This window comes from Paludibaculum fermentans, assembly GCF_015277775.1.
In the GTDB taxonomy this organism is placed as follows: Bacteria; Acidobacteriota; Terriglobia; order Bryobacterales; family Bryobacteraceae; genus Paludibaculum; species Paludibaculum fermentans.
The window spans coordinates 2,842,283-2,868,887 of sequence record NZ_CP063849.1 but is presented as its reverse complement, the minus strand read 5'-3'; the positions used below and the strand labels follow the sequence as shown (position 1 = coordinate 2,868,887).

General features: G+C 63.2%; 22 protein-coding genes. 6 read left to right on the top strand and 16 right to left on the bottom strand.

The features are described from left to right. Positions 1 to 116: 116 nt before the first annotated feature. Positions 117 to 938 (bottom strand): DUF6599 family protein, encoded by an 822-nt coding sequence (locus IRI77_RS11245; RefSeq protein ID WP_194452159.1) that lies wholly within the window; start codon positions 936 to 938, stop codon positions 117 to 119. Further along, the gene (locus IRI77_RS11240; protein WP_194452158.1) at positions 935 to 2,059 is read right to left on the bottom strand and encodes an aldo/keto reductase; all 1,125 of its coding nucleotides are present in this window, start codon (positions 2,057 to 2,059) and stop codon (positions 935 to 937) included. Before IRI77_RS11240 ends, IRI77_RS11245 begins: the two co-directional genes overlap by 4 nt. A 62-nt stretch (positions 2,060 to 2,121) precedes the next feature. Here IRI77_RS11240 and IRI77_RS11235 point away from each other — a divergent pair, with 62 nt between their 5' ends. Both IRI77_RS11235 and IRI77_RS11230 read left to right on the top strand, forming a co-directional pair. Then, positions 2,122 to 3,156, top strand: a complete 1,035-nt coding sequence (locus tag IRI77_RS11235; RefSeq protein ID WP_194452157.1) for a DUF362 domain-containing protein — start codon at positions 2,122 to 2,124, stop codon at positions 3,154 to 3,156. A gap of 45 nt (positions 3,157 to 3,201) precedes the next feature. Next, entirely contained in the window at positions 3,202 to 4,332 is a 1,131-nt protein-coding gene (locus IRI77_RS11230) for an aldo/keto reductase (protein WP_194452156.1), read from the top strand. Between the two features lie 12 nt (positions 4,333 to 4,344). On the opposite strand, the gene IRI77_RS11225 is transcribed toward IRI77_RS11230, so the two are convergent. Both IRI77_RS11225 and IRI77_RS11220 read right to left on the bottom strand, forming a co-directional pair. After that, positions 4,345 to 5,373: a tetratricopeptide repeat protein gene (locus IRI77_RS11225; protein ID WP_194452155.1), complete on the bottom strand. Its 1,029-nt coding sequence runs from the start codon at positions 5,371 to 5,373 to the stop codon at positions 4,345 to 4,347. Positions 5,374 to 5,770: 397 nt separating this feature from the next. Next, on the bottom strand, positions 5,771 to 6,799 hold the full coding sequence (locus IRI77_RS11220) for a tetratricopeptide repeat protein (RefSeq protein WP_194452154.1): 1,029 nt from the start codon (positions 6,797 to 6,799) through the stop codon (positions 5,771 to 5,773). A gap of 633 nt (positions 6,800 to 7,432) precedes the next feature. Here IRI77_RS11220 and IRI77_RS11215 point away from each other — a divergent pair. Then, positions 7,433 to 8,113, top strand: coding sequence for a hypothetical protein (locus IRI77_RS11215; protein ID WP_194452153.1), 681 nt, complete (start codon positions 7,433 to 7,435; stop codon positions 8,111 to 8,113). A gap of 10 nt (positions 8,114 to 8,123) precedes the next feature. Next, positions 8,124 to 10,004, top strand: coding sequence for a DUF2264 domain-containing protein (locus IRI77_RS11210; RefSeq protein WP_194452152.1), 1,881 nt, complete (start codon positions 8,124 to 8,126; stop codon positions 10,002 to 10,004). Here the strand turns inward: IRI77_RS11210 and IRI77_RS11205 are convergent. From IRI77_RS11205 to IRI77_RS11195, 3 genes are all read right to left on the bottom strand, one after another. Then, positions 9,929 to 10,756 carry an Ig domain-containing protein gene (locus tag IRI77_RS11205; RefSeq protein WP_194452151.1) on the bottom strand — a complete coding sequence of 276 codons (828 nt, stop codon included), beginning with the start codon at positions 10,754 to 10,756 and terminating at the stop codon, positions 9,929 to 9,931. The genes IRI77_RS11210 and IRI77_RS11205 overlap by 76 nt on opposite strands. A gap of 10 nt (positions 10,757 to 10,766) precedes the next feature. Beyond that, positions 10,767 to 12,077: an NAD(P)/FAD-dependent oxidoreductase gene (locus tag IRI77_RS11200; RefSeq protein WP_194452150.1), complete on the bottom strand. Its 1,311-nt coding sequence runs from the start codon at positions 12,075 to 12,077 to the stop codon at positions 10,767 to 10,769. A 141-nt stretch (positions 12,078 to 12,218) separates the two neighbouring features. Continuing rightward, positions 12,219 to 13,286 carry a M48 family metallopeptidase gene (locus IRI77_RS11195; RefSeq protein ID WP_194452149.1) on the bottom strand — a complete coding sequence of 356 codons (1,068 nt, stop codon included), beginning with the start codon at positions 13,284 to 13,286 and terminating at the stop codon, positions 12,219 to 12,221. Positions 13,287 to 13,325: 39 nt separating this feature from the next. Between IRI77_RS11195 and IRI77_RS11190 the strand changes: the two genes are divergently transcribed. Then, the gene (locus tag IRI77_RS11190) at positions 13,326 to 14,468 is read left to right on the top strand and encodes an aminotransferase class V-fold PLP-dependent enzyme (protein WP_194452148.1); all 1,143 of its coding nucleotides are present in this window, start codon (positions 13,326 to 13,328) and stop codon (positions 14,466 to 14,468) included. A 137-nt stretch (positions 14,469 to 14,605) separates the two neighbouring features. Beyond that, the gene (locus IRI77_RS11185) at positions 14,606 to 15,130 is read left to right on the top strand and encodes a DinB family protein (RefSeq protein ID WP_194452147.1); all 525 of its coding nucleotides are present in this window, start codon (positions 14,606 to 14,608) and stop codon (positions 15,128 to 15,130) included. Here IRI77_RS11185 and IRI77_RS11180 read toward each other — a convergent pair. The 9 genes from IRI77_RS11180 to IRI77_RS37955 all read right to left on the bottom strand — a co-directional run bounded on the left by IRI77_RS11180 (position 15,127) and on the right by IRI77_RS37955 (position 26,508). Beyond that, positions 15,127 to 17,832: a glycosyltransferase gene (locus IRI77_RS11180; RefSeq protein WP_194452146.1), complete on the bottom strand. Its 2,706-nt coding sequence runs from the start codon at positions 17,830 to 17,832 to the stop codon at positions 15,127 to 15,129. The two genes, IRI77_RS11185 and IRI77_RS11180, sit on opposite strands and share 4 nt — an antisense overlap. 19 nt (positions 17,833 to 17,851) lie before the next feature. Then, the gene (locus tag IRI77_RS11175; protein WP_194452145.1) at positions 17,852 to 18,859 is read right to left on the bottom strand and encodes a hypothetical protein; all 1,008 of its coding nucleotides are present in this window, start codon (positions 18,857 to 18,859) and stop codon (positions 17,852 to 17,854) included. Positions 18,860 to 19,063: 204 nt separating this feature from the next. Continuing rightward, complete coding sequence (locus IRI77_RS11170) at positions 19,064 to 19,582, bottom strand: DinB family protein (RefSeq protein WP_194452144.1); 519 nt, start codon at positions 19,580 to 19,582, stop codon at positions 19,064 to 19,066. Positions 19,583 to 19,828: 246 nt separating this feature from the next. After that, the gene (locus IRI77_RS11165; RefSeq protein ID WP_194452143.1) at positions 19,829 to 21,460 is read right to left on the bottom strand and encodes a PP2C family protein-serine/threonine phosphatase; all 1,632 of its coding nucleotides are present in this window, start codon (positions 21,458 to 21,460) and stop codon (positions 19,829 to 19,831) included. 7 nt (positions 21,461 to 21,467) lie between these two features. Continuing rightward, on the bottom strand, positions 21,468 to 22,115 hold the full coding sequence (locus IRI77_RS11160) for a class I SAM-dependent methyltransferase (RefSeq protein WP_194452142.1): 648 nt from the start codon (positions 22,113 to 22,115) through the stop codon (positions 21,468 to 21,470). Next, positions 22,102 to 23,598: an amino acid permease gene (locus IRI77_RS11155; protein ID WP_194452141.1), complete on the bottom strand. Its 1,497-nt coding sequence runs from the start codon at positions 23,596 to 23,598 to the stop codon at positions 22,102 to 22,104. The genes IRI77_RS11160 and IRI77_RS11155 overlap by 14 nt, the downstream gene beginning before the upstream one ends. Positions 23,599 to 23,852: 254 nt before the next feature. Continuing rightward, complete coding sequence (locus IRI77_RS11150) at positions 23,853 to 24,020, bottom strand: hypothetical protein (RefSeq protein ID WP_194452140.1); 168 nt, start codon at positions 24,018 to 24,020, stop codon at positions 23,853 to 23,855. Between the two features lie 93 nt (positions 24,021 to 24,113). Further along, positions 24,114 to 25,667, bottom strand: a complete 1,554-nt coding sequence (locus tag IRI77_RS37960; protein ID WP_228486683.1) for an ATP-dependent helicase — start codon at positions 25,665 to 25,667, stop codon at positions 24,114 to 24,116. A gap of 28 nt (positions 25,668 to 25,695) precedes the next feature. Next, the gene (locus IRI77_RS37955; RefSeq protein WP_228486682.1) at positions 25,696 to 26,508 is read right to left on the bottom strand and encodes an ATP-dependent helicase; all 813 of its coding nucleotides are present in this window, start codon (positions 26,506 to 26,508) and stop codon (positions 25,696 to 25,698) included. Between the last annotated feature and the right edge of the window lie 97 nt (positions 26,509 to 26,605).

The following is a 26,605-nucleotide window of genomic DNA, read 5'->3' as shown; positions in this document are numbered from 1 at the left end:
AGAAGAAACGCAAAAATCGTTTTCATTGGAGCTGCGAGGCGCACAAAGACCGTAAGCAGCTCCATTATGCTGCATTGTCCAGTAAATTTGTATAGGGCTCGTAAAAAATATCAGACTTACGGGATACGAGCCGCTAATTGCAGGGCGCGTTGAGCGGCGTCGCCGGACGGCGGAGCGTTGGTGAAACCCGCCACGCGCATTCCTTTACGGAATAGACACATTTTGCCGAGATAGCGGTCTTCCGTGACGTAACCCTCGTCGCCGACCTGGGTGGCGGAGCCGCCCGGGAAACGCTCCTTCAACTTCGCGAAGAGAGCCGTGGCGGAGGCGGGCGAGTCTTCTGTTACTACAAATGACTTGCCTTCCTCATATTGTGCGAGATAGCCGCGCTTGAGGATACGGAGGCCGAGGACACTCTGGGGCACCAGGCGCGGGGAGCCCGCCTGCAGGTGTTCTTTCGGGAACCACGCCAACTCCGCTGGTGTTTCGGTGGTTCCAGTGATCTTCCTGGCGAACTCGACGGCGGCCGCGCGCAGAAGAGCGGTGTACTCGCCCTCGGGTTCGGCTGCAATTTCTCCCAGGAACTGCCCTTTTACGAAAAGTACTTTGCGGCCGGTGACCTGGCCGCCGGCTCCGATTTTCTCGGTGGGCAGGCGGGGATCCAAATTGCCGGTGAACATTCCGTACGCCAATTCGGGTGAAGGGAACGTACTGATATCCGCGATGAGCGTCACTCCGGCTTTCTTGCACGTGATCCCGGTCATGCTCTTGAATCCGTAGAGGAAATATCCTTCCGAATTCCCGTTCATGTACTCGTAGAGCGTCTCAGTATCAAATTGACGGACTTTGCCATCCTGGACAAAGCCCGGCGAGATGGAGCAGTCCGGAGACTGCCCCATCGCTACCATTCCGATCAGTGACAGCAGGAACGCCCTCACGCAAACATCTCCTGCGCGCGGGCCACGCGTTCGGCCACGCGCACGCCGTTCGGGCAGTTGATGCTGCAGTTGGTGCAGTCGCCGCACTTCACCTGCTGCAGGTTTTCGGGCAGGGTCTGGTAGTTCTCCCGGCCCAGGGCGAATTCACCGTAGCCTTCGGCGTAGCTGACATAGCGGATGATGTCGCTGACGGGCAGGCCCTGCGCGCACTTGCCGGAGCAGGATCCGCAGAAGCGGCAGTACAGCGGGCTGATGAACTTGAGCTGGGCGGCCAGCAGCTTGTCGTCGACTTCCTTCCTATAGCCGGCGGCGACAGCCTTGAAGTTCTCATCCAGTTGGTCAGCATCCATGATGCCCGGGATGGAGGTGTGAATCGCCGGACGGCGCACGGCCCACTTGAGGGCGGCGGCCATGGTGCCGGTCTTCGACAACTTCTCGAACATCGGCGAGCCCTGTTTGTTCTGGCGGAAGCCGCCGGCCATCACCTTCATGGCCACGATGCCCATGCCGGCCGCGTTGGCCTTGTCGATGAGGGTGTCGAGTTCGGGATCCATCGTGAAGTTGTAGCTCATGAGAAGGACGTCGGTGCGCTTCTTCTCGATGAGGAACGGGATCATCTCTTTGTGGCCGCTGTGGAAGCTGACACCCTTGAAGCGCACTTTGCCGGCCTTGACGGCTTCATCCTGCGCATCGAAGAGCTCATCCGGCGCCGCCGCGGGGGTGGAGCGCGAGTGGAGATACCAGACGTCGATGTGGTCGGTCTGCAGCTCCTTCAGCGTGGTGTCCAGGTTCGCCAGCACCTCGGCCTTGGTCTTGCCGGGGGTCTTGCTGGTGATGTGGAGCTTGTCGCGACGGCTCTTCAGCGCCGCGCCGACCATCCTCTCGTTGTTGCCGTTCTGATACCCGCGGGCCGTATCGAACCAGTTGATGCCGGCGTCGGCAGCCTGTTCGATCACGGTGGGGTCGGAGGTGGTCATGCAGCCGAAGCCGAGCACGGTCACCTTGATGCCGGTCTTGCCCAGCGTCCTTTTGGGCATCTCGATGGCGGAGGGCGCCGCCTCCAGGCCTACTGTTCCAGCCAGGCCGATACCGGCCAGGAATCCGCGTCGGGTCGCGCTCATGTCGAAATCCTCCTTTACAGAGTTTCAGCTCTTTACATACTATATTGACTGAGGTGTTCGCAATGGCCACTACTTTCACCCGCCGGGGTCTGTTTGGCGCATCCGCCGGACTGCTGCTCGCTTCCCGCACCGCTCGTGCGGCCACACAAGTCCCCGCCGGCCTCTTCAAAGGCGAGGATCGCCGCAAGAATGTGACGGCGGCCATGCGCCTGATCGACAAGGAGATCACGGCGAAGCTGCGCGGCCGTAAGTCCGTTGTTATCAAGCCGAACATGGTCTCCACTGAGCGCCAGCTGGCGGCCACACACGCGGACGCGCTGAACGGCATCCTCGACTATCTGGCCGACCGTTACAAGGGTCCTGTCTACATTGCCGAATCCTCCGCCGGCTTCACCACCGCCGGTTTCGACAACTTCAAGTACCAGGCGGCCATTGATGATCACAAGAAGATGAACATCAAGCTGGTGGATCTTAATGAAGAAGCCGAGTACGAGACGCTGCAGATTCTCGACGGCAATCTCCAGATCCAGCCGGTGCGTCTGGCCAAGCGGCTGCTCGATCCGGACGCTTTCGTGATCTCGGCCGGCCTGTTGAAGACCCACAACGTCGTCATTGCGACGCTGAACATCAAGAACATGGCGCTGGGCGCTCCGCTGCACTACAAGCAGGGCGAGGCGAAACGCTGGAACGACAAACGGGTCTATCACGGCGGCGTTCGGCAGACGCATTACGACATCATGCGGACGGCCGAGCGGCTGAAGCCAAATTGGGGTGTGGCGGTGATCGACGGCTTCGAAGGCATGGAGGGCAACGGCCCCGGCTCCGGCACCCCGGTTGCTTCGCGGGTCGCCATCGCCTCTACCGATTTTGTGGCCGCCGACCGGATTGGCGTCGAGTGCATGGGCGTGAATCCCGAGTGGATGGGCTATCTGCAGTACTGCGCGAAGGTGGGCATCGGCACGTTTGACCGGGCCGGCATTGAGTTGCGCGGCGAGAAGATCGAGGACGTTCAGAAGAAGTACCGCCTGCACACCGATATCGACCGCATGATGCAGTGGATGGGCCCGCTCACCGAGTTGCCGCCCAAGCTGGGCTGATCGCTGCGCCGGTTGTTGAACGTCAAATTCCGGAGGTAGTATCCCGTGAGTTCGAATTTCTCCCGCCGCGGCTTTCTGGCTGCCGGCGCCATTTCGCCCGCTTTGCTGGCCGCGCCGGGGGCTCCGGCTCCTGCCGCTATCAGGACGCTGGGCAAGACCGGTTTGAAGGTGACGAGTGTCGGCTTCGGCTGCATGGTGACCTCCGATCCCACCGTGATCGAGCGCGCGATCGACCAGGGCATTACCTACTTCGACACCGCCCGTGTCTACTCGGGCGGGAACAACGAACGCATGGTGGGCGCGGCGGTGAAGCCGCACCGGCAGAAGCTGGTCCTTTCCTCCAAGACCATTGCGAAGGACAAGGACGGCGCCCTGCGCGACATCGACACCACGCTGAAGGAACTGGGCACCGACCACATCGACATCTGGTACCTGCATGCCAAGGACCGGGCGGATCAGATCACGCCGGAGTTGATCGAGGCGCAGCAGATCGCGAAGAAGCAGGGCAAGATCCGCTTCGCCGGGCTCAGCCTGCACAACGGCCACGCGGAAGTGATTCCGGCCGCCATCAAGACCGGCTCCATCGACGTCATTCTCACCACCTATAACTTCGCCATGGCGGCCACGATGGAGCCGTTGGTGAAGTCGATCTCCGACGCCGGGATCGGCGTGGTGGCGATGAAGGTGATGGCCGGCAGCATGCGGCTGGACCGGAGCTACGATTTCGATCGGGCCAAAGCCGCCATGGCGAAGCCGGGCGCCGCCCTTTCCGCGCTCAAGTGGGCGCTGCGGATGCCCTATGTGCATACGGCGATCCCCAGCATCAAGGACAACGAGCAACTCGACGAGAATCTCAAGGCGCTGCGCGAGCCCTATCAGGCGGCGGACGCCAAGCTGCTGGCCGCGCATCTGGAACGCATCACGCCGCTGTACTGCAGGATGTGCGGGACCTGCGCCGGGACGTGTCCCCAGGGACTGCCGGTGAGCGACATGCTGCGGTATCTGACCTATGCCGACGGGTACGGCGAGTTTGCGATGGCCCGCGACAACTTCCGAACCATGCCGGCGGAGCTGCAGCAGGTCCGCTGCGAGTCCTGCGACCGCTGCACGATCCAGTGCCCCAACGGGGTGCGCGTGCAGGAACGGCTCATCCGGACCCAGGAGCTGCTGGCCTAACCCGGCATCCCGTCAGCGTTTGCCGGCTTCCGGGGCGAAGTCCGCGATATCCACACTGTAGCGGCCGGGTTGCTGTACGAGCGTTTGCTGATAGATGGCCTGTGCCTCGCGGCGGGCGGCTTTCGACTCCTCGCCGCGCTTGGCCCGCTTCAGCAGTTCGGCGTAGGCTGACCACAGATCGGCCAGGAAGACATGGCTGGCGCCGACGTTGGACCGCGCCACTTCGATCGCGCGGCGCATCATCTCCAACGCGCGCAGGTCGTTTCGATCGGCGCCCGTCATCTTCGCCAGATTGCTGAGTGCGGCCGCGTATTCGACGACTGCTCCGCGATGATTCGCCTCCAGGATGTCGATGGCCGCCCGAACCTCCTGCCGGGCTGCGTCCTTCTGTCCTCGTTTCCACAGGATGAGTCCGAGTTGGGTGTGCGCCTGGGCCCGGTCCTCCGGCATGGCATCGGGGTTGAGCTGGTGGAATTGAATTGCCTTGCGAGCCAGGGCTTCCGCGCGCACCAGATCCTGGTTTGAGTAAGCGGCGGCAGCCAGCGCGCCGTAGACCCGGTCGGCCGCCGCCGCATCCTGGTCGAGCCTGCCATCGCATTTGGCGGCCAGCGTCCTGGCTGATCGCGCAGCGAGGCCGGGCCGTCCGGTGGCCACATAGAGGCTGATCAGGTCCGCTTCCGTCTGCAGGCGGGCGACAAAGCCCGGTTCGCCCGTCTGCTCCCAAAGCCGGATGGACGTCTTCAGCATGGACTCCGCCTCGACGGGCTGCCCCAGCAAGGCCGCCAAGGTGCCGAGATATTCGGAGCTCCGTGCTCGCATCTGGAGCGCGCCCGGGATCTGTTGGCTCAGGGCGCTGGCCTGCTGGAGGGTCTCGAAAGCTGCCTGATAGGCTCCAGCATGCCGCTGTTGGTGGGCTGTTTCCACGAGATCCGCCCAGCGCCGCGTTGGGTTCGTATCCGGCGTGGGGTCCAGCCCATTCGCGGCACAGCCGATGACTGCCGCACTACAAAGGGCGATGAGATGCGCAAGGACTCGTCTCATGAGCTCCCTTCCTTCTTGAAAGGCCGATTCCGGCTCGCAACCACAGAAAGAGGCCGTCCGCACGGGTACCACAGCCCCCAGGCGGCGAACTCCGCGTACTGCGGTCAGCCAGAAGCGGCTGTCCTCACTCATTCGCGAGCATTGCTTTGTGCCGCGTGGTCCTGGCCAGGGCGATGAGTCCAACCTGAACGCCCGGTTGGTCGATTTCGCTCCAGGCGCCCGCTCCGGCCGTGTTCAACGCATGTTGGAGCGTGCACTAGCCTGCAATACGGCTCATCGCGGGAACCGGTGGCAACGACCACAGAGAATTGACACTTGGAACGGACACTTCGCAAGTGTTGCAGGATGCCGGGGCGCGCTGGCTCGGAGGGCTTCGTGCCCTCGGGATTTGCCGGTGTCAGCGGCGCTTGCTGCCTCGCACCAGGTCCGCCACGTCAACGGTGTGATGGCCAGGCTGCCGCACCAGGGTGTTCTGGAAGATCTGCTGTGCCTCGCGCTGCGCGGCCTTTGACTCGTCGCCGCGTTTGGCACGCTTCAGCAGGTCGGCATAGTTGACCAGGAGTTCGGCCAGGAAGACATGGCCTGTGCCCACACCTGCCCTGACAACCTGGATGGCGCGCAACATCAGGTCCGCCGCGTTGCGGTCTCCGCTGTCGATGGCGGACATCATGGCCGTATTCCCGAGTGCGGCGGCATACTCGATGGAATGAGTCCGGTCGTTTTTCTCCAGGATCTCGACGGCGGTCCGTGCCTGCTGCAAGGCATAGGCCCGCTGGCCTTGCTTCCAGAGGATGAGGCCGAGTTGATTGTGGGCCTGGGACAGCTCCTCCGGCGAGATCTCGCGATTGGCTTCTTTCGTCCGGATCGCCTTCCGGCAGAGTGACTCGGCGCGATCCACATCCTGGTTCAGATACGCGGCCGCGGCCAGGGCAATCTGTACCCGGCCCGCCGCCGTAGGATTCGCATCGAGCTTGTCTTCGCTGTCGGCCGCCAGCCGTTTGGCGAGCCGCTCCGCCTTGCCGGTCTGGCCTGTCTCGACATACAGACTGACGAGGTCGGCCGTGGCCTGCAGTTGTGGGATGGTCCCCAGGTCGTCAATGGCTTCCCACAGCCGGATGGCGGACAGGTAGTGCCCTTCGGCCTCGATGGGCCGGCCCAGGGTGGCCGCCATGCTACCCAGGTATTCATAGCTTCGAGCGCGCAGGACGGGCGTGCCGGGCATGCTCCGGGCGAGCGCGCTCGCGTCTTCGAATCCTCGATAGGCCGCTTCGTAAGCTCCTTGCTGCCGGAGTTTCTGGGCTGCCTCCATCGTTGTCACCCAGAGCCGGACGGCTTCCTCGCTGGGCTCGTCCGGCTGGGGATTCACAGGGCGGCCGTTGACCACCAGGCATACCTGGACCATCAGACACACGAATCCTGTTCGCATTGGCTCCTCTCTTTCTTTGGCCGATCCCCGGCTGGCCAAAAACAAAAGAGGCCGCCGCTGGGAACCTGGTGTTCCTGAGCGACGGCCTCCGAGTGCTTCGGTCAGCCGGCAACGTATATTTGAACTAGCTCGTGAACTTCACCTTCTGCCGTGTCGTCTCGGCCAGTACGGGAAGTCCGTCCTGAATGGACAACCGCTCAATTTCGCCGTATCGCATATCCTGGCAATACCGGATGAAATCGATCCACGCTGATGGCAGCTTTCCGTACACCGGGGTACTGGAGGACTGCCTGCTCCGAGGATGCGGCGGCCCCTTTTCCGGGTCATCGTTCATCGGGTCGTCTCCTCAGTTAAGAATGAACTGCACTTGGTGGCCAGCTCCAAGCAGGATGACTGCGTTTAATTCCACTCCCACCAGACTCTACTGTGCAATACGACTCATGTTTGCTGGTTGTTGTAACAAAACCAGAAAATTGACTTCGCATTCCGGGAATCGAGGCTTGGTGCCAATCTTTGACACGGCAGCGGTGGTGCCGGTTCCCGAAACCGTATGAATCTAGCTGGATTGTTCGACACCTGTGCAATGCTTTCGGTGGGAACAACCGCACCGCAGTTGATGTCTAATGGGTCCGAATGAAGCGGTGGCAGAACTGGCTGCAACTTGGCAATGTTCTGATTCTGATCGTCACGGCGTGGCTGCTGGTCGACGGCATGCCGAACATCCTGCGCTGGCGGGCCGCGCGCGTGGCGGCACCGGTGAAGAGACCGGAAGCCTTCGACTGGGTGGATCCGGCCAAGGGGCTGGGCATCATCAACTTCTATGCGTATCCGGGCGCAATCGCCGAGGGCGAGACGACCTCCGTCTGCTATGGCGTGATGAATGCCAAGGCTGTGCGAATTGATCCTCCCATCGCCGAGCTCTCGCCCTCGTTCAACCGCTGCTTTGAGGTCAGCCCGGAGCGCACCACCCGGTATACGCTCACCACGGAGGATGCGAAGGGACGGACGCTCTCGAAATCGTTCGACCTCATTGTGATGCCGGAGCCCGCGCTGGCACCGAGCATCAGCTACTTCCGGGTGCGGGAGTCGAAGGTGGATCGTGGAGACACCGTGCACCTGCTGTGCTTCGCCACCAGGAACGCGACGCTGGTGGGGGTGGATCCGCCGGCCTTTCCCGGCTCGCAGATCCTGCAGGGCTGCTTCTATGCGGTGCCCAGGAAACCTGTCACGTATACATTGACCGCCAGCGGAACCTTCGGCCGGAAGGTGAAACGCCAATTGACCGTGGCCCCCAGTGGTCCGGTTGAGAAATAATGCTGTCAGCATGTACCGGCGAGAGTTTTTGAGTCTGGTGCCCGCGGCGGCCGCTGCCGCGCAGGGCAAGAAGAAGTCCGGCGGGAAGAAGGGCGAGCCGCCTCCGCCTCCTCCTCCGCCTGAGGCACAGGTGAAGAGCTTCTTCCTCGACATCACCCGCGGCTACCTGAAGAATGCCGCGAAGACCTCACCCAGCCTGGCGGTGGTCGAGTATCCGAATGCGACGATCACGAAGAACTTTCTCTCGAAGTCGGGCCTGAGCGTGACGGGCGTCACGCGCATGATGCCGGCGATGGCGGCCTGGATCGCGGGCGGGCGCGAACCGGGGTTGGAACTCACGGCGGCGATGACGAATGCGTTTCGGAACGGCTGCAATCCCGAGCATCCGGATTACTGGCAGCCCGCGAAGACCGGCGGCAGCGATCAACGCCAGGTGGAATCGTCCATCGTGGCCTGGAGCCTGTGGCTGCTGCGCGACAAGGTGCTGCCCGCTCTCACGGAAGGCGAGCGGCGCAATGTGGCCGCGTGGCTGGACAGTTGCACCAAGCAGCCTGTGCGTGGCAACAACTGGGCTCTGTTCACGGCGGTCAATCATGCGGCGCGCCTGCGCCTGTCGGAGAAGTGGCCCGAGTTTCAGGCCGACGAGCAGTTCATGCTCGACGACATGAAGGTGATTGAGTCGATGGCGACGGGCGACAGCGGCTGGTACAACGACGGGCTGACCGGCGCGGCGTACGACTACTACAACTCGTGGGTCTTCGCCAGTCATTTCCTGTACTGGAATGAGTTGGTGGGCGCGCGGTATCCCGAGATCAGCAAACGCTTCAGCGAACGGCTGTCGAGGTATCTGGAGACGGCGCCCATGTTCTTCGCGGGGCATGGCGGTCATGTGTTGTTTGGACGGTCGCTGATTTACCGCTGGGGTGTGCTGACTCCACTGGTGCTGGCGTATCAGCAGAAGCTGTGGCCGCATTCTCCGGGCCTGCTGCGGCGTATTGTGCAGCAGAACATCCTGTATCACGCGTCGATCGGCGGCTTTGATGCCGAGGCCGGGAAGCTGCGGGAGACTTATACTCCGGAGGGCTCCCCGGCGATCAAGGAGAGCTATATCGACGGCGGGCATCCCTACTGGGGGATGCAGGCTTTCGCGTTCTGGCGGATCCCCGACGGCGATCCGTTCTGGACCGCTCCGGAGGAGCCTCTCCCCATCGAGAAGAGCGACTACGCGATTGCCCTGCCGGAGCCGGGCCTGCTGCTGGCCGGGCGGCGGTCTTCCGGCCAGGTGCGCGTCTTCAACGCCAGGTCGACCAAGCCGGATGCCCACTATCGCGACAAGTACAACAAGCTGGAGTACTCGTCGCACTTCTGTTTTGCGGCCACGCACGATCCGGCGCACGCCACTCTGGATAACGTGCTGGCGCTGCGGAACACCAGTACGGGCGAGACTGCCGTCCGCGGCGACATCACGTCCACTGAGATGGATACTGAGAAGATCGAGATCGAGTACTCGATCAAGCTGGGTCCGGTGACCGCGCAGGTGCGCACGCAGATCCAGCACCTGGGCGAGTTCGAAGCGCGCATCCACAACGTGCAGTGCTCCGGTGGCCCGCTGGAGGGGATCGAGTTGGTGGAAGGCGGATCCGCCTTTGCTCAAGGCCCTGTGTACCCGGATGCACACCTGAAGACCTGGAGCCTGAATGGCTGGGTCAAGTCGGGGAGCGAAGAGGCGACGGGTAGCGTGCTTTTCGCCAAGCATCAGGTCCAGATGCTCATCGCGCCGGCGCAGCCAAAGTTGTATTTGGCCTCGCTACGTTATCAGAGTCCCAAGGCGATGCCCAAGGACAAGGTGGATGGAGAAGCCGCGCAACTGCTGGCGAGACTCAGGGTCTGATCCTCGTAGTGCGCGACGGCCTGCTGGCCGGATTCGAGGTTGGTGAGGACGACGTCCACTGCCTCACCGGGGCCGCCGCCGATCAATTCGCCCTTGATGGTCTCGGGCATGGTTGGGAATTCGGCCACCACATGGCAATCCTGCACGCTGAGGCGGACGCCGAGGGCGGGCAGGGAAGTCTCCTCGCCGTAGGCGTTCACGGTGAGCGTGGTGCGCAGGCGATTGCCTCCGGCATCCGTCACTTCAATGGGAATCTCGTACTGACCGGGTACGAGCACCGTCCCGCGCAGGATTCCATCCGGGGTCAATACCAAACCCAGCGGAAGGAAGGCCTGGGGTGCGAGACGGTACTCGAACGGCGCCGCTCCTTCAGATACAACGGCTTGCCATGCCAGCGCCTGACCGGCGGGCGCGTTTACATACGCCCGGGACAAGCTGAGCGGCGAAACCGTCAGATCCAACCACTGCTCCGCGATGAGCCCCTCTGCATCAGTGACCTGAACCCTGACAAACCACTGCCCTGCTTCAGCCGGTGCACCAAAGAGCCCTGGAGCGGACGCCGAACCTAACACGACCGTCGACAGATCCACCAGATGCACACCGGGCGGGAGGTCCCCTCCCGTAATCTCCCATTGGAAGGGCGCGGTTCCGCCTTCCGCTTTCAGGGGCATCGACCAGGGCCGGCCCACCGAGGGCTGGTTCCAATCAGGAGAACCGCTGGTCAACGCCAACGCGAGCAAAAGGATGTGCATTTGATCTGCCTCAAGAGGCAGATCGGACAGTCTCAGCGGGGCTTGAGGAAATTTCCGGCTCGACGATGAGCCGCGAGCCGCGCTGCTCAGTGAAGTACGACCAGACCCACTGCAGGAACACACTCACCCTGAGATTCGGCAGCGCCAGGAAGAGGACGTGAATCAACGACCACGCCAGCCAGGCCACATAACCGGTCAGCTTCAGGTTGCCGCGCTCCAGGATGGCGTAGTTGCGGCCGACCACGGCCATATTGCCCTTGTTCACATAGTGGAACGGCGGAGGTGGAGCATCGTTCATCAGCCGCGCTTCCATCACCCGCGCGACGTGCGCGCCCATCTGCATCGCCACCTGCGCGACGCCGGGCAGGGGCTTGCCTTCCTGCTCGTAGTTGGCGACGTCGCCGATCACGAAGATCTCGGGTGCCCCGGGTACGCTGAGGTCGTAACGGACCTTCACCCGGCCGGCCCGATCGGCCGGACAACCCAGCCAGCGGGCTACCGGCGAGGGCGTGACGCCCGCGGTCCAGATGACCGTCCTGCTGGCGATGTGTTCGCCGCCTACCGTGACGCCCGAGTCGTCGATCTGCTCCACGGGGTGGCCGGTGAGCACCTGGACGCCCATGTGCGTCAGCCGCTGCGTCACCTTTTCTGAGAGCGACGGATCGAAGCCGCCCAGTACGCGCGGCGAAGCTTCCACGAGCAGAATCTTCGTGTCCTGGGGATCGATGCGCCGGAAGTCGGACTTCATGCTCATGCGCGCCAGTTCGGCGATGGCTCCTGCCATTTCGACACCCGTGGGGCCGCCGCCTACCAGGACGAATGTCAGCAGGGCAGAGCGCAGGGCGGGGTCGGTTTCATGTTCCGCCGCCTCGAAGGCGGAGAGAACCTTGTTCCGAACCTTGGTCGCGTCGGCCATCGTCTTCATGCCCGGCGCATACTGTTCGAACTCGTCGTGGCCGAAGTAGCTGTGTTGGACTCCGGTGGCCAGCACCAGGAAGTCGTAGTGGAGGTGGAGCGGTTCGCGCTCCGGTGTTTCCACGGTTAAGGTGTGAGCCGCGGCATCGACGCCCGATACTTCACCCAGGAGTACGGTCGTATGCCGGTCGTTTTTGAGGACCTGCCGGATCGGTGCGGCGATCTGTCCGGGCATTAGCATCGCCGTTGCTACCTGATAGAGCAGCGGCTGGAACAAATGATGATTCTTTCTGTCGACGAGCGTGATGCGGACGTTCAGGTGGCGCAAAGAGCGGGCCGCGGCGAGACCGCCGAAGCCGCCGCCAACAATCACGATGTGAGGTAAATTGCCATCCCCGGTACCCATATACTTCTATTGATGCGCGAAACGACCCCCGCGCGCCATTCGGGTTTGTCTATCGCAAACTGGGGATTGAGGCCCACGTAAAAGAAAAACGCCACGCCCGGGTGGGCATGGCGTTCTTCGCGGGAGCGGCGGAAAACCTGGTTAGTTGCGGCGCTTGAGGGTGGGGCGCTCGTCGGATTCTTCCTTGGTCGGCTTCTTGTCGCTGCCGTCGCCGTCGATCGGATCGGTGCCGCTGCCGGGCGCCTTCCGGAGGGTCGGACGGTTCGCGTCCTCGGGCGTTGAACCAACGCGGCGCCGGTTGTTCATCGACATCAGGCGGGTCTTCACATCCTCAAATTCGGAGGTCGTGACCACGTATTCCGGCTTCTCCTTGAGAAGGTCGGAGATGTTCTTCTGTGCGGTGACAATGCGGTCGCCGGTGGGCGGGTGCGAGCTGAAGATCTTGGAAACGGCGCCGGGTTTGCGTTTGTTCAACGACTCAAGGCGTTCGAAGAAGTCCACGAAACCGTTGGGGTCGTAGCCTGCCTTGTACATATACTGCAGGCCGAGCATGTCAGCCTCGGATTCGAAGGCGCGCGAGAACTGCAGGAAGCCCAGGGGGATGGCCAGGGAAACGGCCTGGCGGATGCCGTAGCCGGTCCAGCCGCCCATGAAAATGAGCGGGATGGTCGCCAGGTTCACCAGTTGGCCGCGGGTGGCCTGCTTCGTGCCGTGCCGGGCGGCGATGTGCGCGATCTCATGGCCCATGACGCCGGCGATCTCGCTCTCGTTCTCCGCGAGGGTGATTAGACCCGTGTTCACGAAGAAGAAGCCGCCGGGCAGCGCCATCGCATTGGGTTCGTCCGTATCGATCACCTTAATCGTCACTGGAACCTTACAATCGGAGTTCCGGACAAGGTTCTGGCCGACACGGTTCACATACTCGGCGATCACGGGGTCGTCGACGATTTTGGCCTGGCGCTCGATTTCCATGGCGTACTGCTTGCCCATGGCGATCTCTTTTTCGATCGAATACCAGTTCATGCCCTTGCCGACATCGCGGTCACCGATGGCGTCAGGGTCCTTCTTTTTGTTCTTGTTAGCGGGTTTCTTGGCGTCGGCCTGAGTGGTATCGGTCTTCGTGTCGTCGGTCTTGGGCGGGTCGGCCCACACCGTGGGCACAATGAGGCCCAGCAGTACGGGCAAAGTGAACGGAAGGCGCCTGATCATAGTCGATCCCCTCATCCAGACTAACGTACAGTAGAGTTGATGGGTTACATAGATTTAGGGTCGCAGGAAATCTGGGCCCAATACCGGTCGGAATTTCCGGTCACAGACAACTTAGTCTACCTGAACCATGCCGCGGTAGCTCCGCTGGCGCGCCGGGCTTCGGACGCCATGAAGTGGCTCGCGGACGACGGCATGAACTTCGGGTCGCTGCACTACGACAAGTGGCTGGCCTCCTACGACGGGTTGCGGGCAGTCACCGCGAAGCTGATCAACGCCGATCCGGCCGAGATCGCCATAGTCAAAAACACCAGCGAAGGCATTGCCACCGTGGCGCTGGGGCTCGACTGGAAACCGGGCGACAAGATCGTCGCCTTCCAGGAGGAGTTTCCCGCCAACCTCTACATATGGAAGAAGTTGGAGCAGTGGCGCGGCGTCACCGTGCAGTGGCTGTCCTACCTCGATCCGCTGGACAAGATCGAAGCCGCGGCGCGCGGAGCCAAGCTGCTGGCCACCAGCTTTGTCCAGTACCTGAGCGGCTACCGGGCCGACCTCGAGGCGATTGGGCAGATCTGCCGCCGCCACGGCGTGTTCTTCTTCGTCGACGCTATCCAGGGATTGGGCGCCTTCCCGCTGGACGTCCGCAAGATGAACATCCAGGCGCTGGCCGCCGATGGTCACAAGTGGCTGCTGGGTCCGGAAGGCAATGGGGTCCTCTACGTGCAGCAGGATTGGCAGGACCGGATCGAGCCGGTGGAGTTCGGCTGGACTACGGTCGCCGGCTTCGCGGACTACTCCTCGCGGGACATGACCGTCCGCAAGGATGCGGGCCGGTATGAGTGCGGGACGCTGAACACGGTCGGCTGCTTCGGCCTCTGGAAGTCCACGGAACTCGTTCTGGAGGTTGGGGTTAATCGTATTGCACCGCACGTGCAAAGCCTGGGTGACCAACTGGCCGAAGGCGCACGCCGCAAGGGCTACGAGGTGTTGGGCGAGCGGACACCCGCCACCGGTGCCGGCATCGTCAGCATCCGCAAATCAGGAGTCGACGCCCGGACCACGCACGCCCACCTGAAGGCGAACGGTGTCATCACGGCGCCCCGCCAGGGTTGGGTTCGTATGTCGCCGCACTTCTATATCTCTCCGGCTGACATCGACCGCGTGCTGGAGACGTTGCCGGGCTAGAACCACCAAACGAACCCGCGGCGAGGCCGTCCAATCCGGGCAGTATGACTGCATGCTTCCCGCCGGTCCGCCGCCCGGGCGCGCTTGCCGCGCTGGCGCTCTCCACTTTACTTGCTGGCGCTTCCGTGGCGGGGCCCATGCCCGCAATGGAACGTGAACGGCTGGTCGCCCACTTCGAGATGACCAACCGCTGGCTGACGCAGGAGGTGACGGGACTCACTCCGGCCCAACTGGCGTTCAAGGCGGCTCCGGACAAGTGGAGCATCCTCGACGTGGTGGAACACCTCACCATCGCTGAGCCGCAGTACTGGCAGTGGGTCCAGGATTGCCTCAAGCAGCCCGCCGGCGCCTTTGTCCGGCCGAAGCATCCCGATGAGGAAACGCTTTGGTACGGAATCGACCGCACGGAGCGCAACAAGACCGCGGCGGCGCGCGAGTCCAAGGGCGAGTTGAAGGATGGGAAGAAGGGCCTGGACCAGTTCCTCAAGCTGCGCGCGGAGATGCTGTCGACGGCCAAGTCCACGCAGGAGGATCTGCGCGGGCGGGAGATCCAGAAGAGCGGAACCGATCTGTACCAGTGGTTCCTGATGATCTCGGTTCACTCGCAGCGGCACATTCTGCAGATCCAGGAGATCAAGGCCAGCGCGGGCTATCCGCGCTAGTGCCGCCGCATCAGGGAGCGGTAGAGGTCGGCTTGCGCCGCGGCCACGGCGTCCCAACTGTAGTGGGCCTCCACGGTGCGGCGGGCGGCGCCCTCGATCCGGCGGCGCTGTTCAGGATCAAGCAGCAGGGTTTTGACGGCCTCAGCCATTTCCGCTCCACTTTGAACCACCAGTACATCCTGGCCCGGATTGAGATCGAGGCCATTGATGCCGGCCGGCGTCGACACGACCGCCTTCGCCATCGCCATGGCCTCCATGATCTTGATGTTGGTGCCGGCGCTGGCCAGCAGTGGGGCGATTACGACGGAGGCTCGATTGTACGCCTGGCGGACGTCGCTGACGAAGCCTTCCACCTCGATGCCCGGCCGGTTCAGATCGAGTTTGACGCGGTCCTGGTGCAGTTCCTGGTAATGCTCCGCCCGGGCTCCGCTGATGACGTGGAGCGTTGCGCCGGCGGCCTCCAGGGCGGGCCACGACTCTCTCAGAAAGAAGTCGAGCGCCATCAGGTTGGGCAGGTGGGCGAACGAACCGATGAAGAGGATGCGGCCCGGTTCGGGCTCCTGCGCGGACGGCTGGAACCTCTGGAGGTCGACGCCGTTCGGCAGCACCTGCACGCGGCGCGCGCCTTCCACCACGCTGCGGTCTTTCTCCGACATCGTCACGACGCACGTGACATCACGCCATGCCTGGCGCTCGAAGCGCTGCCAGCGCTCCAGTTGCTGGGCCATCTCCCAATCGGCGTGTTCGCGCAGCAGTTGCATGTAGAGATCCACGGTGACGTCGTGCTCCACCAGGATGCTGGGGACGGAGCCGCAGTCGGGGGCATACAACGCCATCTGGGTGAACTCCAGTTGTACGATCGCCGGCTGGTGCTTGCGGATCATCTCCCGCAAGGCAGCCCGGAACGCGGGTGTGTCGTGTTCTTCCACCACGTCGGGCCGTTCCGTCATCGGCTTCAGGTGCGAGCCTTCTCGGCGGACCAGGATCACTTCATGGCACAAGGCAAGAATCTCAGGCGCCGGCGCCTCGTGCTTGTCACAGAACGCGATCAGCACCTGGTCGAATTCCGCGGCAGCGCCCTTCATGAGGTTGAAGATCCGCACCGCGCCGCCATGGGACAGCGGAAAGGGGATGTAGGAACTGGCCACGATCACCAGGGGCTTGCCCGGATCGCGAGCCCTGCCGGGAAAGCTCACGGCATCGCCCGTACCCAATGCCTGCGCCAGCCACTCGTCGGCCGGTTGCGGCGGACCGGGCTCCACCCAGTCGGTGACGGATCGCGCGGCGTGCAGGGTAGGGAAGACCCAGGGTTGCGCCGGCTCCTGCGCGGCGTAGAGGTTCAGGCGATCGATCGCCCGCCGCCACATGACGCGGAAGACCTCCGGGTTGGCCACGCTGCGCGCCAGGAAGCGTAGGTAGTTCACCTCCACGACGGCCTGGATCTGCGCTTCCGTAAAATAGCGCTTCGTTGTACTGCGGTGGTGATGCACCAGTTTCGCGGCGGCCACGAAGACGGTGGGCCAGCCGCGCACCCAGCCGCGGTAGCCAAGATCGAGATCCTCGACGTAGGCGGGCTTGAACACCTCGCCCACACACCCGGCCTGCAGCAGTTTGGCGGTGTCGTAGAGCGAGCAGCCGCCGCTGCCGTAGAGCACATAGCTCAGGTCCTCGCCGGGCAGCGGCACGTCGCACCAGATGGGGAAATCCACCGCGTCGCCGCGATTCCAGAGCAGCGCTTTGCCTGTCTCTTCGCGGCGCACCCCTTCAGGGAAGAAGATCTGGGCGGTGGCGCAGAACAGATCCGGCACCTTGTCGAAAGCTTCGCGCAGCGGCGCGAAGAAACCGGGCTCCAGCACCATGTCGTTGTTGAGCAGGCAGGTGTGCGAGAACCGGGCGCGGCGGATGCCGCGGTTCACGGCTTCGGCGAAGCTCAGCGGCTGTGCGTTTATTTCGACGGCGACAAATGGGTATTCAGCGGCCAGCCAGGCGGCCGTGCCGTCGTCGCTGCCGTTGTCCGAAACGATGACTTCGTGGTCGAAGCCCTGCAATTCGTGCAGCAGGCCCGGCAGCAGCCGCTGCAGCAGTTCGCGCCCGCTGCGGGACGGCACCACGACCGTGATGCCCCGCGGTTTGGCGGGACCCGGCGGTGGGTCTGGTCTTGGCGCCAGCGCCGTCTTCTTCCAGGTGGCACGTGCTCCGGCCGCCATGGCCAGTTTGCACAGGATCTGCCGTTTGTAGGCCCAGGGATGAAAGAGACGCCAGACCTGTGTATAGACCCAGCCGCCGGGGCGCGACTCCCAGCGGACGTAGTTTCTGGTGCGCCAGACCATATGCCGCAGAATCGCCAGGGCGGCGCGGGGGTGGACCGCGAAGTGGTCGAGGTTTTCGTTGAAGCAGAGCAGACGCGTGGGGGTCAGCAGGGTAGCCGCCAAGCGCATGGGCCAGTAGGGCATGCGCGGCTGCAGGATCATGGCCGTGTAGGCGATCTGCTTGCCCCGCACCGCGTCCCGCACACGGGCCAGGTTCTGTTGAAAGGTGCGGCCGATGAACCAGGGAATCCATTTGCCGCGCGGCGGCGGGAACTCCGCCACGACATAGATGGGGAGCCCCGGCGCCACGCATTCAAACTGATCGATCAGGGTCGGGATCAGGTCTTCCGATCCGGACGCGAATGCCACGAGGATGCGTTCCGGCTGAGTCACAACACGCGCACTTCGTTGACTAGATCAGACTGCGGCGGTCTGCCAGCGGTAACCCTTGTTTGTAGTCGTGCCAAAGTGCCAGAGCCTGTAAACAGAATGCCGTCGATACTGGATTCGAATAATTTGAGAGTACTCCTTCGCGGCATCCGAAGTTGAACCCGCCATCCAGTCGCGGATCGTCACTCTCCATCTGGTAGGCCGCGGCCCAGCGTGCTTCCTGGGCGGCCGCGTCTTCGTTTAGCGGAACGGCGCCCTGCGCATCCGCCCACAGGCGGACCCGCAACAGTTGCGCGTTCGCGTCCGAGCGTTCGAATTCGTGCCGCACGGCCCGCAGGTAGCCGGCTTCCCGCTCGATGCCTTCTTCCAGCGCCTGCCGGACTTCCGGCCGTTCCGACACAGCGAGAATCGCTTCCAGGAAGTAGCCGTAGGAATGCAGGCGGTCCATGATCCGCTGCTTCTGCGGCTCGTGGCGGAAGAACTCGGCATGCGTCTGCAGCGAGCGCTCCAGCGTCCACTCAAATTCCGACCGGAACGACTCGTTGCCTGTCACTTCGTACAGATCGAGCCAGGCCAGGGCGGACTTCAACTGGTAGCAATCCGACGACCGGGACCAGCGCGCATCCCGCGCCACCGGCGTTTTGCCCGGCAGGGTGAGAATCGGGTGGATGTCCCGGCGGTTCACGAAGTCGCGGCTCATCGATTCGCCGCAGCATACCGCCATGTCGAGATACTGCTGCAGGCCGGTGGTCCGCCACAGGCGCAACAGTGCACGCGCGATGATGCCGTTATCGAAGAAGTAGCTGTGATGCTCCGGCAGTTCGCCGTTGGCCGACCACTCGAAGGGCATCGCCGAGCAGCGGCTGTCCCAGGCGTTGACCAGCAGGTCGCCGCCGCGCACCGCGGCCTCGAGGTAGGACTCGTCGCACGAGCGGTCGAAGAGTTCCAGGAGCGCCGAAACCGTATAGCCGGTGATCTCAGTGGAGACTCGCGCATTGCGATTCTCGGCGATGAAGTGATAGCGTGCCACGCCCCCTTCCGGTTCCTGGATCCCTGATAGCAGGTGCCATTGACCGGCTCGGGAAAGGAAGGTTGGCAAAGAACGAACGGTGACCGGAGTAGACAAGCTCAAGACGAAAACTCCCCCAAAACCCTACGCCAGAATACATTGTATCAGCAGCGTTCACAAGACCAAATGTGTGGCGCTCCTGACACGGTGAATTCACAATACTGTTTACTTCCGCGGCTCACTGGAAGGCGGCACTATCCCCTTCAATCGCATATAGACGCTCAAGTATCCGTACTCTTCATTTGAGTGCGAGACCAGCCCGGCCAGCGCGCCCAGCCTCGACCGTTCCCCTCGCCCGAGCTTCACCATCTCAGCCGCCTTGGCGTCCGTCATCGCGTCCACCACGGCATCGCACATGGTGAAGGATTCCTGCAGTGCCGCCACCAGATCCGCCTTCGAGGTTTTCGAGGCTGCACCCAACTGCTTGGCTTCCCCAGCCAGCGTGGAGCACGTGCGGGCCTGCGAATCGGCGATGTGCGCGATGAGTTGCCCGAACGAACGGATGTCCGGAGAGGCCTTGAAATCGTAGGCATCCGCCGGCATCTTCTCCGCCATGCGGGTTAGGTTGGTCTTGACGCCCGTGTACATCTGCTTCATTTCCGTGCTGAGCGGATTGGTTGTCTGCGCCGGTAATGTGGAGACGCCCAAGAGCAGGGCGGACACAGCGAGAGCGATGCGGTTCATGGAAGACTCCTGATACCCCGTTTTCATTAGGCGGGCAAAGTCGCCGCCGGACTTCGGCAGGTTACCACACGCCCCGCTACATGGAAAGGAAAACATGTTTACTACAACTTCATGCAGATTGACCGGTTTCTGCAAGATGCGCTGGGGTCCCAGCGGATTCATGAAGAAATTGACATCTTCTTTGCCAGCGATCAGGCACGCGGGTTTGAGTACTAGACCGTACGGCACTATTTCGCCTCACGCCAATCAGCAGGGCCGCAGGATAATCAGCATCCGCGGCGGAGCCTGCATGTTCTTCCCGGTGAACTCGTAGACCGAGTGCAACGTCAGGTGCGCGATGTCGCGGGCCCGCTGTGACTCCCAGCTCTGCACGGTGTCGATATAGCGGGGCTCGCCCCAGACCTCGCACTCCGGACCCGGCGCCTGCGCCAGGCCTGCGGAGCCGATCGCGACCAGGTCTCCACTGTGGATCTCCACCTCGCCTACCTGCCTCGGTCCCTCCGGCCCGATGCCGATGGGGGGACCGCCGCACGACAGCCGCATGATCTCCGCGCCCTCGCTGGTTCGCCGGATGAGCAACGGCGGATACACCCCCGCGTTGAGGTACTGCAGTTTGCCCGATCCGGCGACGTAGCGGGCGCAGAACAACCCCACCGGCGGGCGGCCCACGGCGTTCGGGCCCAGGGCGCGCTGCGTGGATTCCAGCAACTCCGCCAAGTCCTCGGTGTAAGCCCGGGCACGGGTCCGCAGCAGGGCCTGCAACTGCACCAGGCGGACCGCGGCTTCCTCGTCCGGACCCGGTACTTCGGCCAGGAAGAAGGCAGCCGCGCGGTTCGGCACCGAGACGATGTCATAGAACGCGCCGCCCGGAATGTCGCCCATCCAGTATTCGGCCGCGAAGTCGAGGTCGGGCAGTTCAAAACGGTCGGGCGGTGTCAGATGGGTGCGTGTGGCCTTGGCCGCCCGCCGCGCGGCCTGCTCGACGGCCGACTCGCTGGCTGACGCGGTGGCCGCTTGGGTTAGTTCGGCCACGGCCAGCGAACTCACCAGTTGACGCGCGATGGCTTCGGCGAATCGCAGGTGTTCGCAGGAGTAGCCCTCCCCGCCGCGCCTGGGACCCAGGACGAACAGCCCCGGCAGTCCGGCGCCATCCTGCATCGGCACCACCACGTGAGCATCCACCGAGGCCAGCAGCGATTGCTCCGCCTCCAGCCGGGCCGGCATACCCTTCGACCACATGCGCCGGCTGCGCCCGTTGGGCTCCATCACCCTCAGGCAGCGGTAAGTGTGGCCATTCGTCAGTTCCTGACGCAGCAGGGAGGCGCGGGAAAACGAAACGTCGCTTTCCGGCGGCGACGGCGCCGCGGCGGTCAGGCTGAAGGAATCCGCTGAGCGCGCGTAAAAGTAGACGTGGCTGGCGGCCAGGACGTCCTGCAACAGCCGGCAGGCCGTTTGGCGGCTGGCCTCGGCGTCGAATTGCCGGCGCAGTTCTTCCACCGCCGCCTGTGTGCGTTCCCGCCAGGCCAGGTTCTCTTCGGCCTGATGGTTCACCCAGGCCGTGATCTGCTTCCACGTCCAGTCAAAGGAGACCCAGGTCACGCCCGCGCCCACCAGGACGAGCGCGATGCGCATGGTCGGCGTTTCCAGCGGGCTGATCTGGACCAGCAGGGCGCAGACAATCGCCACCGCAACCGTGAGCAACAGAGGCCGCAGCGTAGTCCGGCCCAGCGGCCGGTGCCGGAACCAGCTCACCGTGATGTCCAGCCGCACCCGGCGCGAGGCAAAGAAGAAGGCAGTCAGCGAGGACAGAAACAGGAGGAGGACCGCGAGCCAGACGAGCAGCGCCAGGCGCTGGAGAAAGTCGAGTCCTGCATTCATGACGGTTTCAGCGTGCCTGGAAGACCAGGAAATACTGATGAGGCAGGATGTCGAGGCTCCTGACCAGACGGAACCCAGCCGCGGCGAACTCCTTTTTCACCTCGTCGTCGGAGAGCTTCATCGCGGGAGGCGGTCCCACCGGCAGTTCTTTCTTGAAGAAGTCGACAATCACAATGCGGCCTCCGGGCTTCAGCGCGCTTCGAAGCTTTCCATAATACGCTGCCCGGTCGCTGATGTGATGGAGTACGTCGCAAATAAACACCGTGTCGATTCCGCCCGCGGGCAGTTTCGGGTCGTCCGGTTCCGCCAGGATCGTCGACAGGTTCGCCGGAGCGTTCTTCCCTGCCAGCGCCAGCAGGTCCTTGTCGATATCCACCGCATAGACTTTGCCTGCGTGGTTGGCGAAGCGCCGCGAGAAGTAGCCGGAGCCCGCGCCGATGTCGGCTACTGTCTCCGTCGCTTTCAACTCCAACGCCATGACAACCTCATGCGGCTTCTGCCAGGCGTCACGGGAGGGATCTTCCAGAACTTTGGCGTACTCTCCACTGCTCTGCGGAGGATGATGCTGGTGCTGGACCTGTGCGTGCAAACCGGCCGCCGGCAGCAAGGAAACCGCCGCGGCCAACCGGAGGATGGAGGAACTACGAGTTGGCAAGGGTGCTGTTCTTCTTTCCAAACGCGAAGTATATCGCGATGCCGATGGCCGACCAGAAAAAGAAGCGCACCCAGGTCTCCAGCGGCAGCGCCATCATGAGGATCAGGCAACTGGCGATGGAGAGCAAGGGAAACAGCGGACCGAAGGGCACACGGAAGCTCCGCGGCCGGTCCGGTTGCGTCCTGCGCAACACCAGCACGCCCGCGGAAACAACGGTGAATGCGAACAGCGTGCCGATATTCGAGAGATCGGCGAAGGTGCCGATGTCCCAGACTCCGGAGGGGATGCCCACGGCAAAGCCCGCGATCCAGGTGGAGACATGCGGCGTGTGATGTTTGGGATGGATCCTGGAGAAGAAGCGCGGCAGCAGGCCGTCGCGCGACATGGCGAACCAGACGCGCGCCTGGCCGTACTGGAACACCAGCAGCGAGGAGAGCATGCCGACAATCGCGCCGACGCCCACCCACTCGCGGATGGTGTTCATATTCAAATTCTTCAAGGCTTCAGCGACAGGCGCCGCGCTGTTCAGGCTCTGCCACGGTGCGATGCCTGTCAGCACCAGGGCCACGGCGATATAGAGCGTGGAGCAGACCAGCAGTGTACCGATGATCCCGATGGGCAGGTCGCGCTGCGGGTTCTTACACTCCTCGGCCGCTGTTGAGACAGAATCGAACCCGATGTAGGTGAAGAAGACAATGGCGGCCCCGGTCAGCACGCCAGACATGCCGTTCGGCAGGAACGGATGCCAGTGGTGCGTACTCACCGCGCGGCCGGCGCCGATGACGAAGATCGCAATCGCGCCGAGTTTCACCAGCACCATGATGTTGTTCGTGCGCGCGCTCTCCTTGATGCCGTAGGTGAGCACCCACGTCAGCAGCATGAGGATGAGGAACGCCGGCAGGTTGAACCAACTGCCTGTGAACTGCCCGCCGACAATCATCGGTTCCGAGAGTTGTTTGGGTAGGTGCCACCCGAATATCGACTCCAGGATGTCGTTGAAATAGGCGGAGAACCCTACCGCCACCGCCATGTTTGAGACGGCGTACTCCAGGATCAGATTCCAGCCGATCAGCCAGGCGATGAATTCGCCCATGGTGGCGTAGGCGTAGGTGTAAGCCGAACCCGCCACAGGGATGCAGCACGCCATCTCCGCATAGCACAGCGCCGCGAAGCCGCAGGCGATGGCCGTCAGCAGGAAGGAGAGTGCGACGCCGGGACCGGCTCCCGGACGCCCGATGGTGAACGAGGAATTGGCCCCGTTCATGATGAGGTCGAGGATGGGGACGTGCAGGATCGAATGGAAACTGCGCACTTCGCCGGCCGCCGCCGTGCCGGTGAGGATGAAGATGCCGCTGCCGATGACAGCGCCGATGCCCAGGGCCATCAGGCTCCAGGCGCCCAGGGTCCTGTCCAGCCGTTTGCCTTCCACGTTGGAGGCGGCCACCAGAGCCTCGATGCTCTTGGTGCGGAAGAGTTGTTTCATCGGCGGGTGCCTCCTCGCAGCCGGGGTGTTTATCGTGATCAGCGATCAGCGATCAGCGATCAGCTGTCAGCTTTCCCCTATCAGTGATTGGACCTCGGGCTACTACCACGCAGGAGCGGCAGGAGTGCCAATGAAGATTTGAAAGCATACCACCGTTGGCTATGAGCGGCCAAGGGGTGGCTGTCCGGCAGCGGCAACCGAGGGACGTGCCGGACGCCTGGGGGAGTCGAAAGCTGATCGCTGGCAGCTCTGGGCTAGCGCTTCCGCTGGCCGCGCGCGATGACCTTCACTTTGCGCTTCAGCGAGCCGCGGTCCACGCCGGCCGGACGGGGCTGCAGCGGATTCTTCTCGTCGGCTGCCTTGCGCGCCTGCCGCTTCTTTTCTTTGCGTTCTGTCTTATCGGCAATGGTCTTCGTATTCATGCTTGGTTCAATCCTTCGTGCCGGCTTACCGGTCTGTACTTTAAAATCCCACGGACCGTCCCACGCCTGCGCGGGGACGCACCGGATGCCGCCTCATTCACTGGCCGACAGGCCGGCGAACTTGGCGATCAATTTCTTCAAGCCGTGCCCAGGGAAGCTGACTGTGAGTTTTGCATCCTCACCCTCGCCTTCCTTGCGCAGCACGGTGCCACGGCCATACTTGGGGTGCACGATCGTCATGCCGGCCCGCAGACCGCCCTTTTTCAGAGCGGGCCTGGCCGGCGCGGCCGTTGGTGGCCGCATCGCGGTTTGCCCCTGTGCCGGTTGCGGCTGCGGCGTTACTGCCGCCCGCTGATCCGGCGCGCCCGCAGGTCTCGGAGCCGTGGGTGGCGGCACCATTGCTGGCGGGCGCACGCCCCGGTCGGCGAAGAACTGCGAGATGTGATCGAGCGAATTATATGTCTTTCCAGTATACGTATTTCGGCGCGCCACTTCGCGCACCGACGCCCGCTCGCCATAAAGGTCGATGGAACCGGCCGGCTGGCGCTGCACGCTCAGGTCTTCCACCAGTGAGCTGGGCACCTCTTCCAGGAACCTCGACGGCTGGCACGGCTCCGGCGGCGATCCGCCGTACTTACGCCGCATTTTGGCGCTCGTCAGGTACAGCCGCTTCATCGCGCGCGTCATGCCGACGTAGCACAGCCGGCGCTCTTCCTCGAGTTGCTCGTCGCTTTCGCGTGATCGCGAATGCGGGAACAGGCCCTCTTCCATGCCGGCGATGAACACATAGGGAAACTCGAGCCCCTTGGCGTTGTGCATCGTCAACAGCGAGACCTGGGCCTCTTCCTCGATATCGTCGGAATCCGCCACCAGGGCCGCGGAGTCCAGGAAGTCCTGCAGGGTGTCGCCCCGTTCGGCCGCATCGGCTGCTGCCGATACGAGTTCGTCCAGATTGCCCAGCTTCGACTCGGATTCGGGTGACGAGTCGGTCTCCAGCATCTTGCGGTAACCGGTGCGGTCCAGGATCTGCTTGATCGTCTCGTCCGGACCCTGCCTGGTCATGGCGTCGCGCAGTTCCTCGATCAGCCGGTGGAATGCCGCCAGGGCCGCCTCGGCGCGTCCGCCCAGCAGGTGTTCCTTTTCCGAGGTGTCGATGGCTTCCCACAGCGTCTCGCCGCGCTCGGCCGCGATCTTCTCCAGTTGCTCCGACGTGGTTTTGCCGATGCCGCGCGCCGGCACGTTCAGGATCCGCAACATGGCGACGTTGTCGCGCGGATTCATCAGGAACTTGACGTAGGAGAGCGTGTCCTTCACTTCCGCCCGCTGGTAGAAGCTGAAGCCGCCCACCACGACGTACTTGCGCATGTAGCGCCGCAGCGCCTCTTCAATCTGCCGCGACTGCGAGTTCGTGCGGTAGAGGATGGCCACCCGCGTATCGCGCTCTTTGCGGAAGATCTTCTCGATGGTGTCGGCGATGAACAGGGCCTCCTGCTCGCCGTCGGCTGCTTCCAGGTAGCAGATGGGGTCGCCGTCGGCGCCGTCGGTCCACAACGTCTTGCCCTTGCGGGCTTTGTTGCGTTCCACCACGCGCGACGCAGCTTCCAGGATGACCTTGGTGGAGCGGTAGTTCTGCTCCAGCCGGATCACCTTGGCGCCGGGATAGTCTTTTTCGAAGTCAAGAATGTTGCGGATGTCCGCGCCGCGCCAACCGTAGATCGATCTGGTCCTCGTCGCCGACCACCGCGACGTTTGAATGAGCTTCCGACAGCAGCCGCATCAACTCGTACTGCGAGCGGTTCGTGTCCTGGTACTCGTCGATCATCAGGAACTGCAAGCGGCGGTTCCACAACTGGCGGACCTCGGTGTCGTACTGCAGCAGGCGCACGGCTTCCAGCAGTAAGTCGTCGAAATCCAGGGCGTTAGCCGCTTCCAGGCCCTGCTGGTAGTGCTCGAAAACCACGGCCAGCTTGGCCGCTTTCGGGTCGGCCGACATCTTGTAGAGGTCTGCCGGGCCCTGCTTCTGGTTTTTGGAGTGGCTGATGCGCGACAGGGCCGCGCGGTGCTGCATGAACTTGTCGTCCAGGCCCAGCTTCTTGTAAATCTGCTTCAGCAGGGCGAGCTGGTCGTCGTCGTCGTAGATGTGGAAACCGGTGGTGAAGTTGCGCCGCAGGTCGGCCAGGGTGGCGCCGTCGCGCCGCAGCAGGCGTACGCAGAACGAGTGGAAGGTGGCCACCATCGGACCGGCCTCGGCCGGCAGGTGGTTCAACAGCTTCAGAACTCGCTCCCGCATCTCTCCGGATGCCTTGTTAGTGAAGGTGACTGCTAGAATGGACGGGCCGTAAATTCCTTCCCTATCGATCAGGTGGGCAATTCGATGGGTGATGACCCTCGTCTTACCGCTGCCCGCGCCGGCGAGGATCAAAAGAGGGCCCTGGACATGGGCCACGGCTTCGCGCTGCTGGGGGTTCAGGCCGGAGAGAAAATCCATGGGGGAAGGGCTAAGTTCCAATTTTAACATGCATCTAGCGGCACGAACGGTCTTGTAGGGAATTGTTGTAACCTGAGTGCAGGCTAGGCGCGCCTTA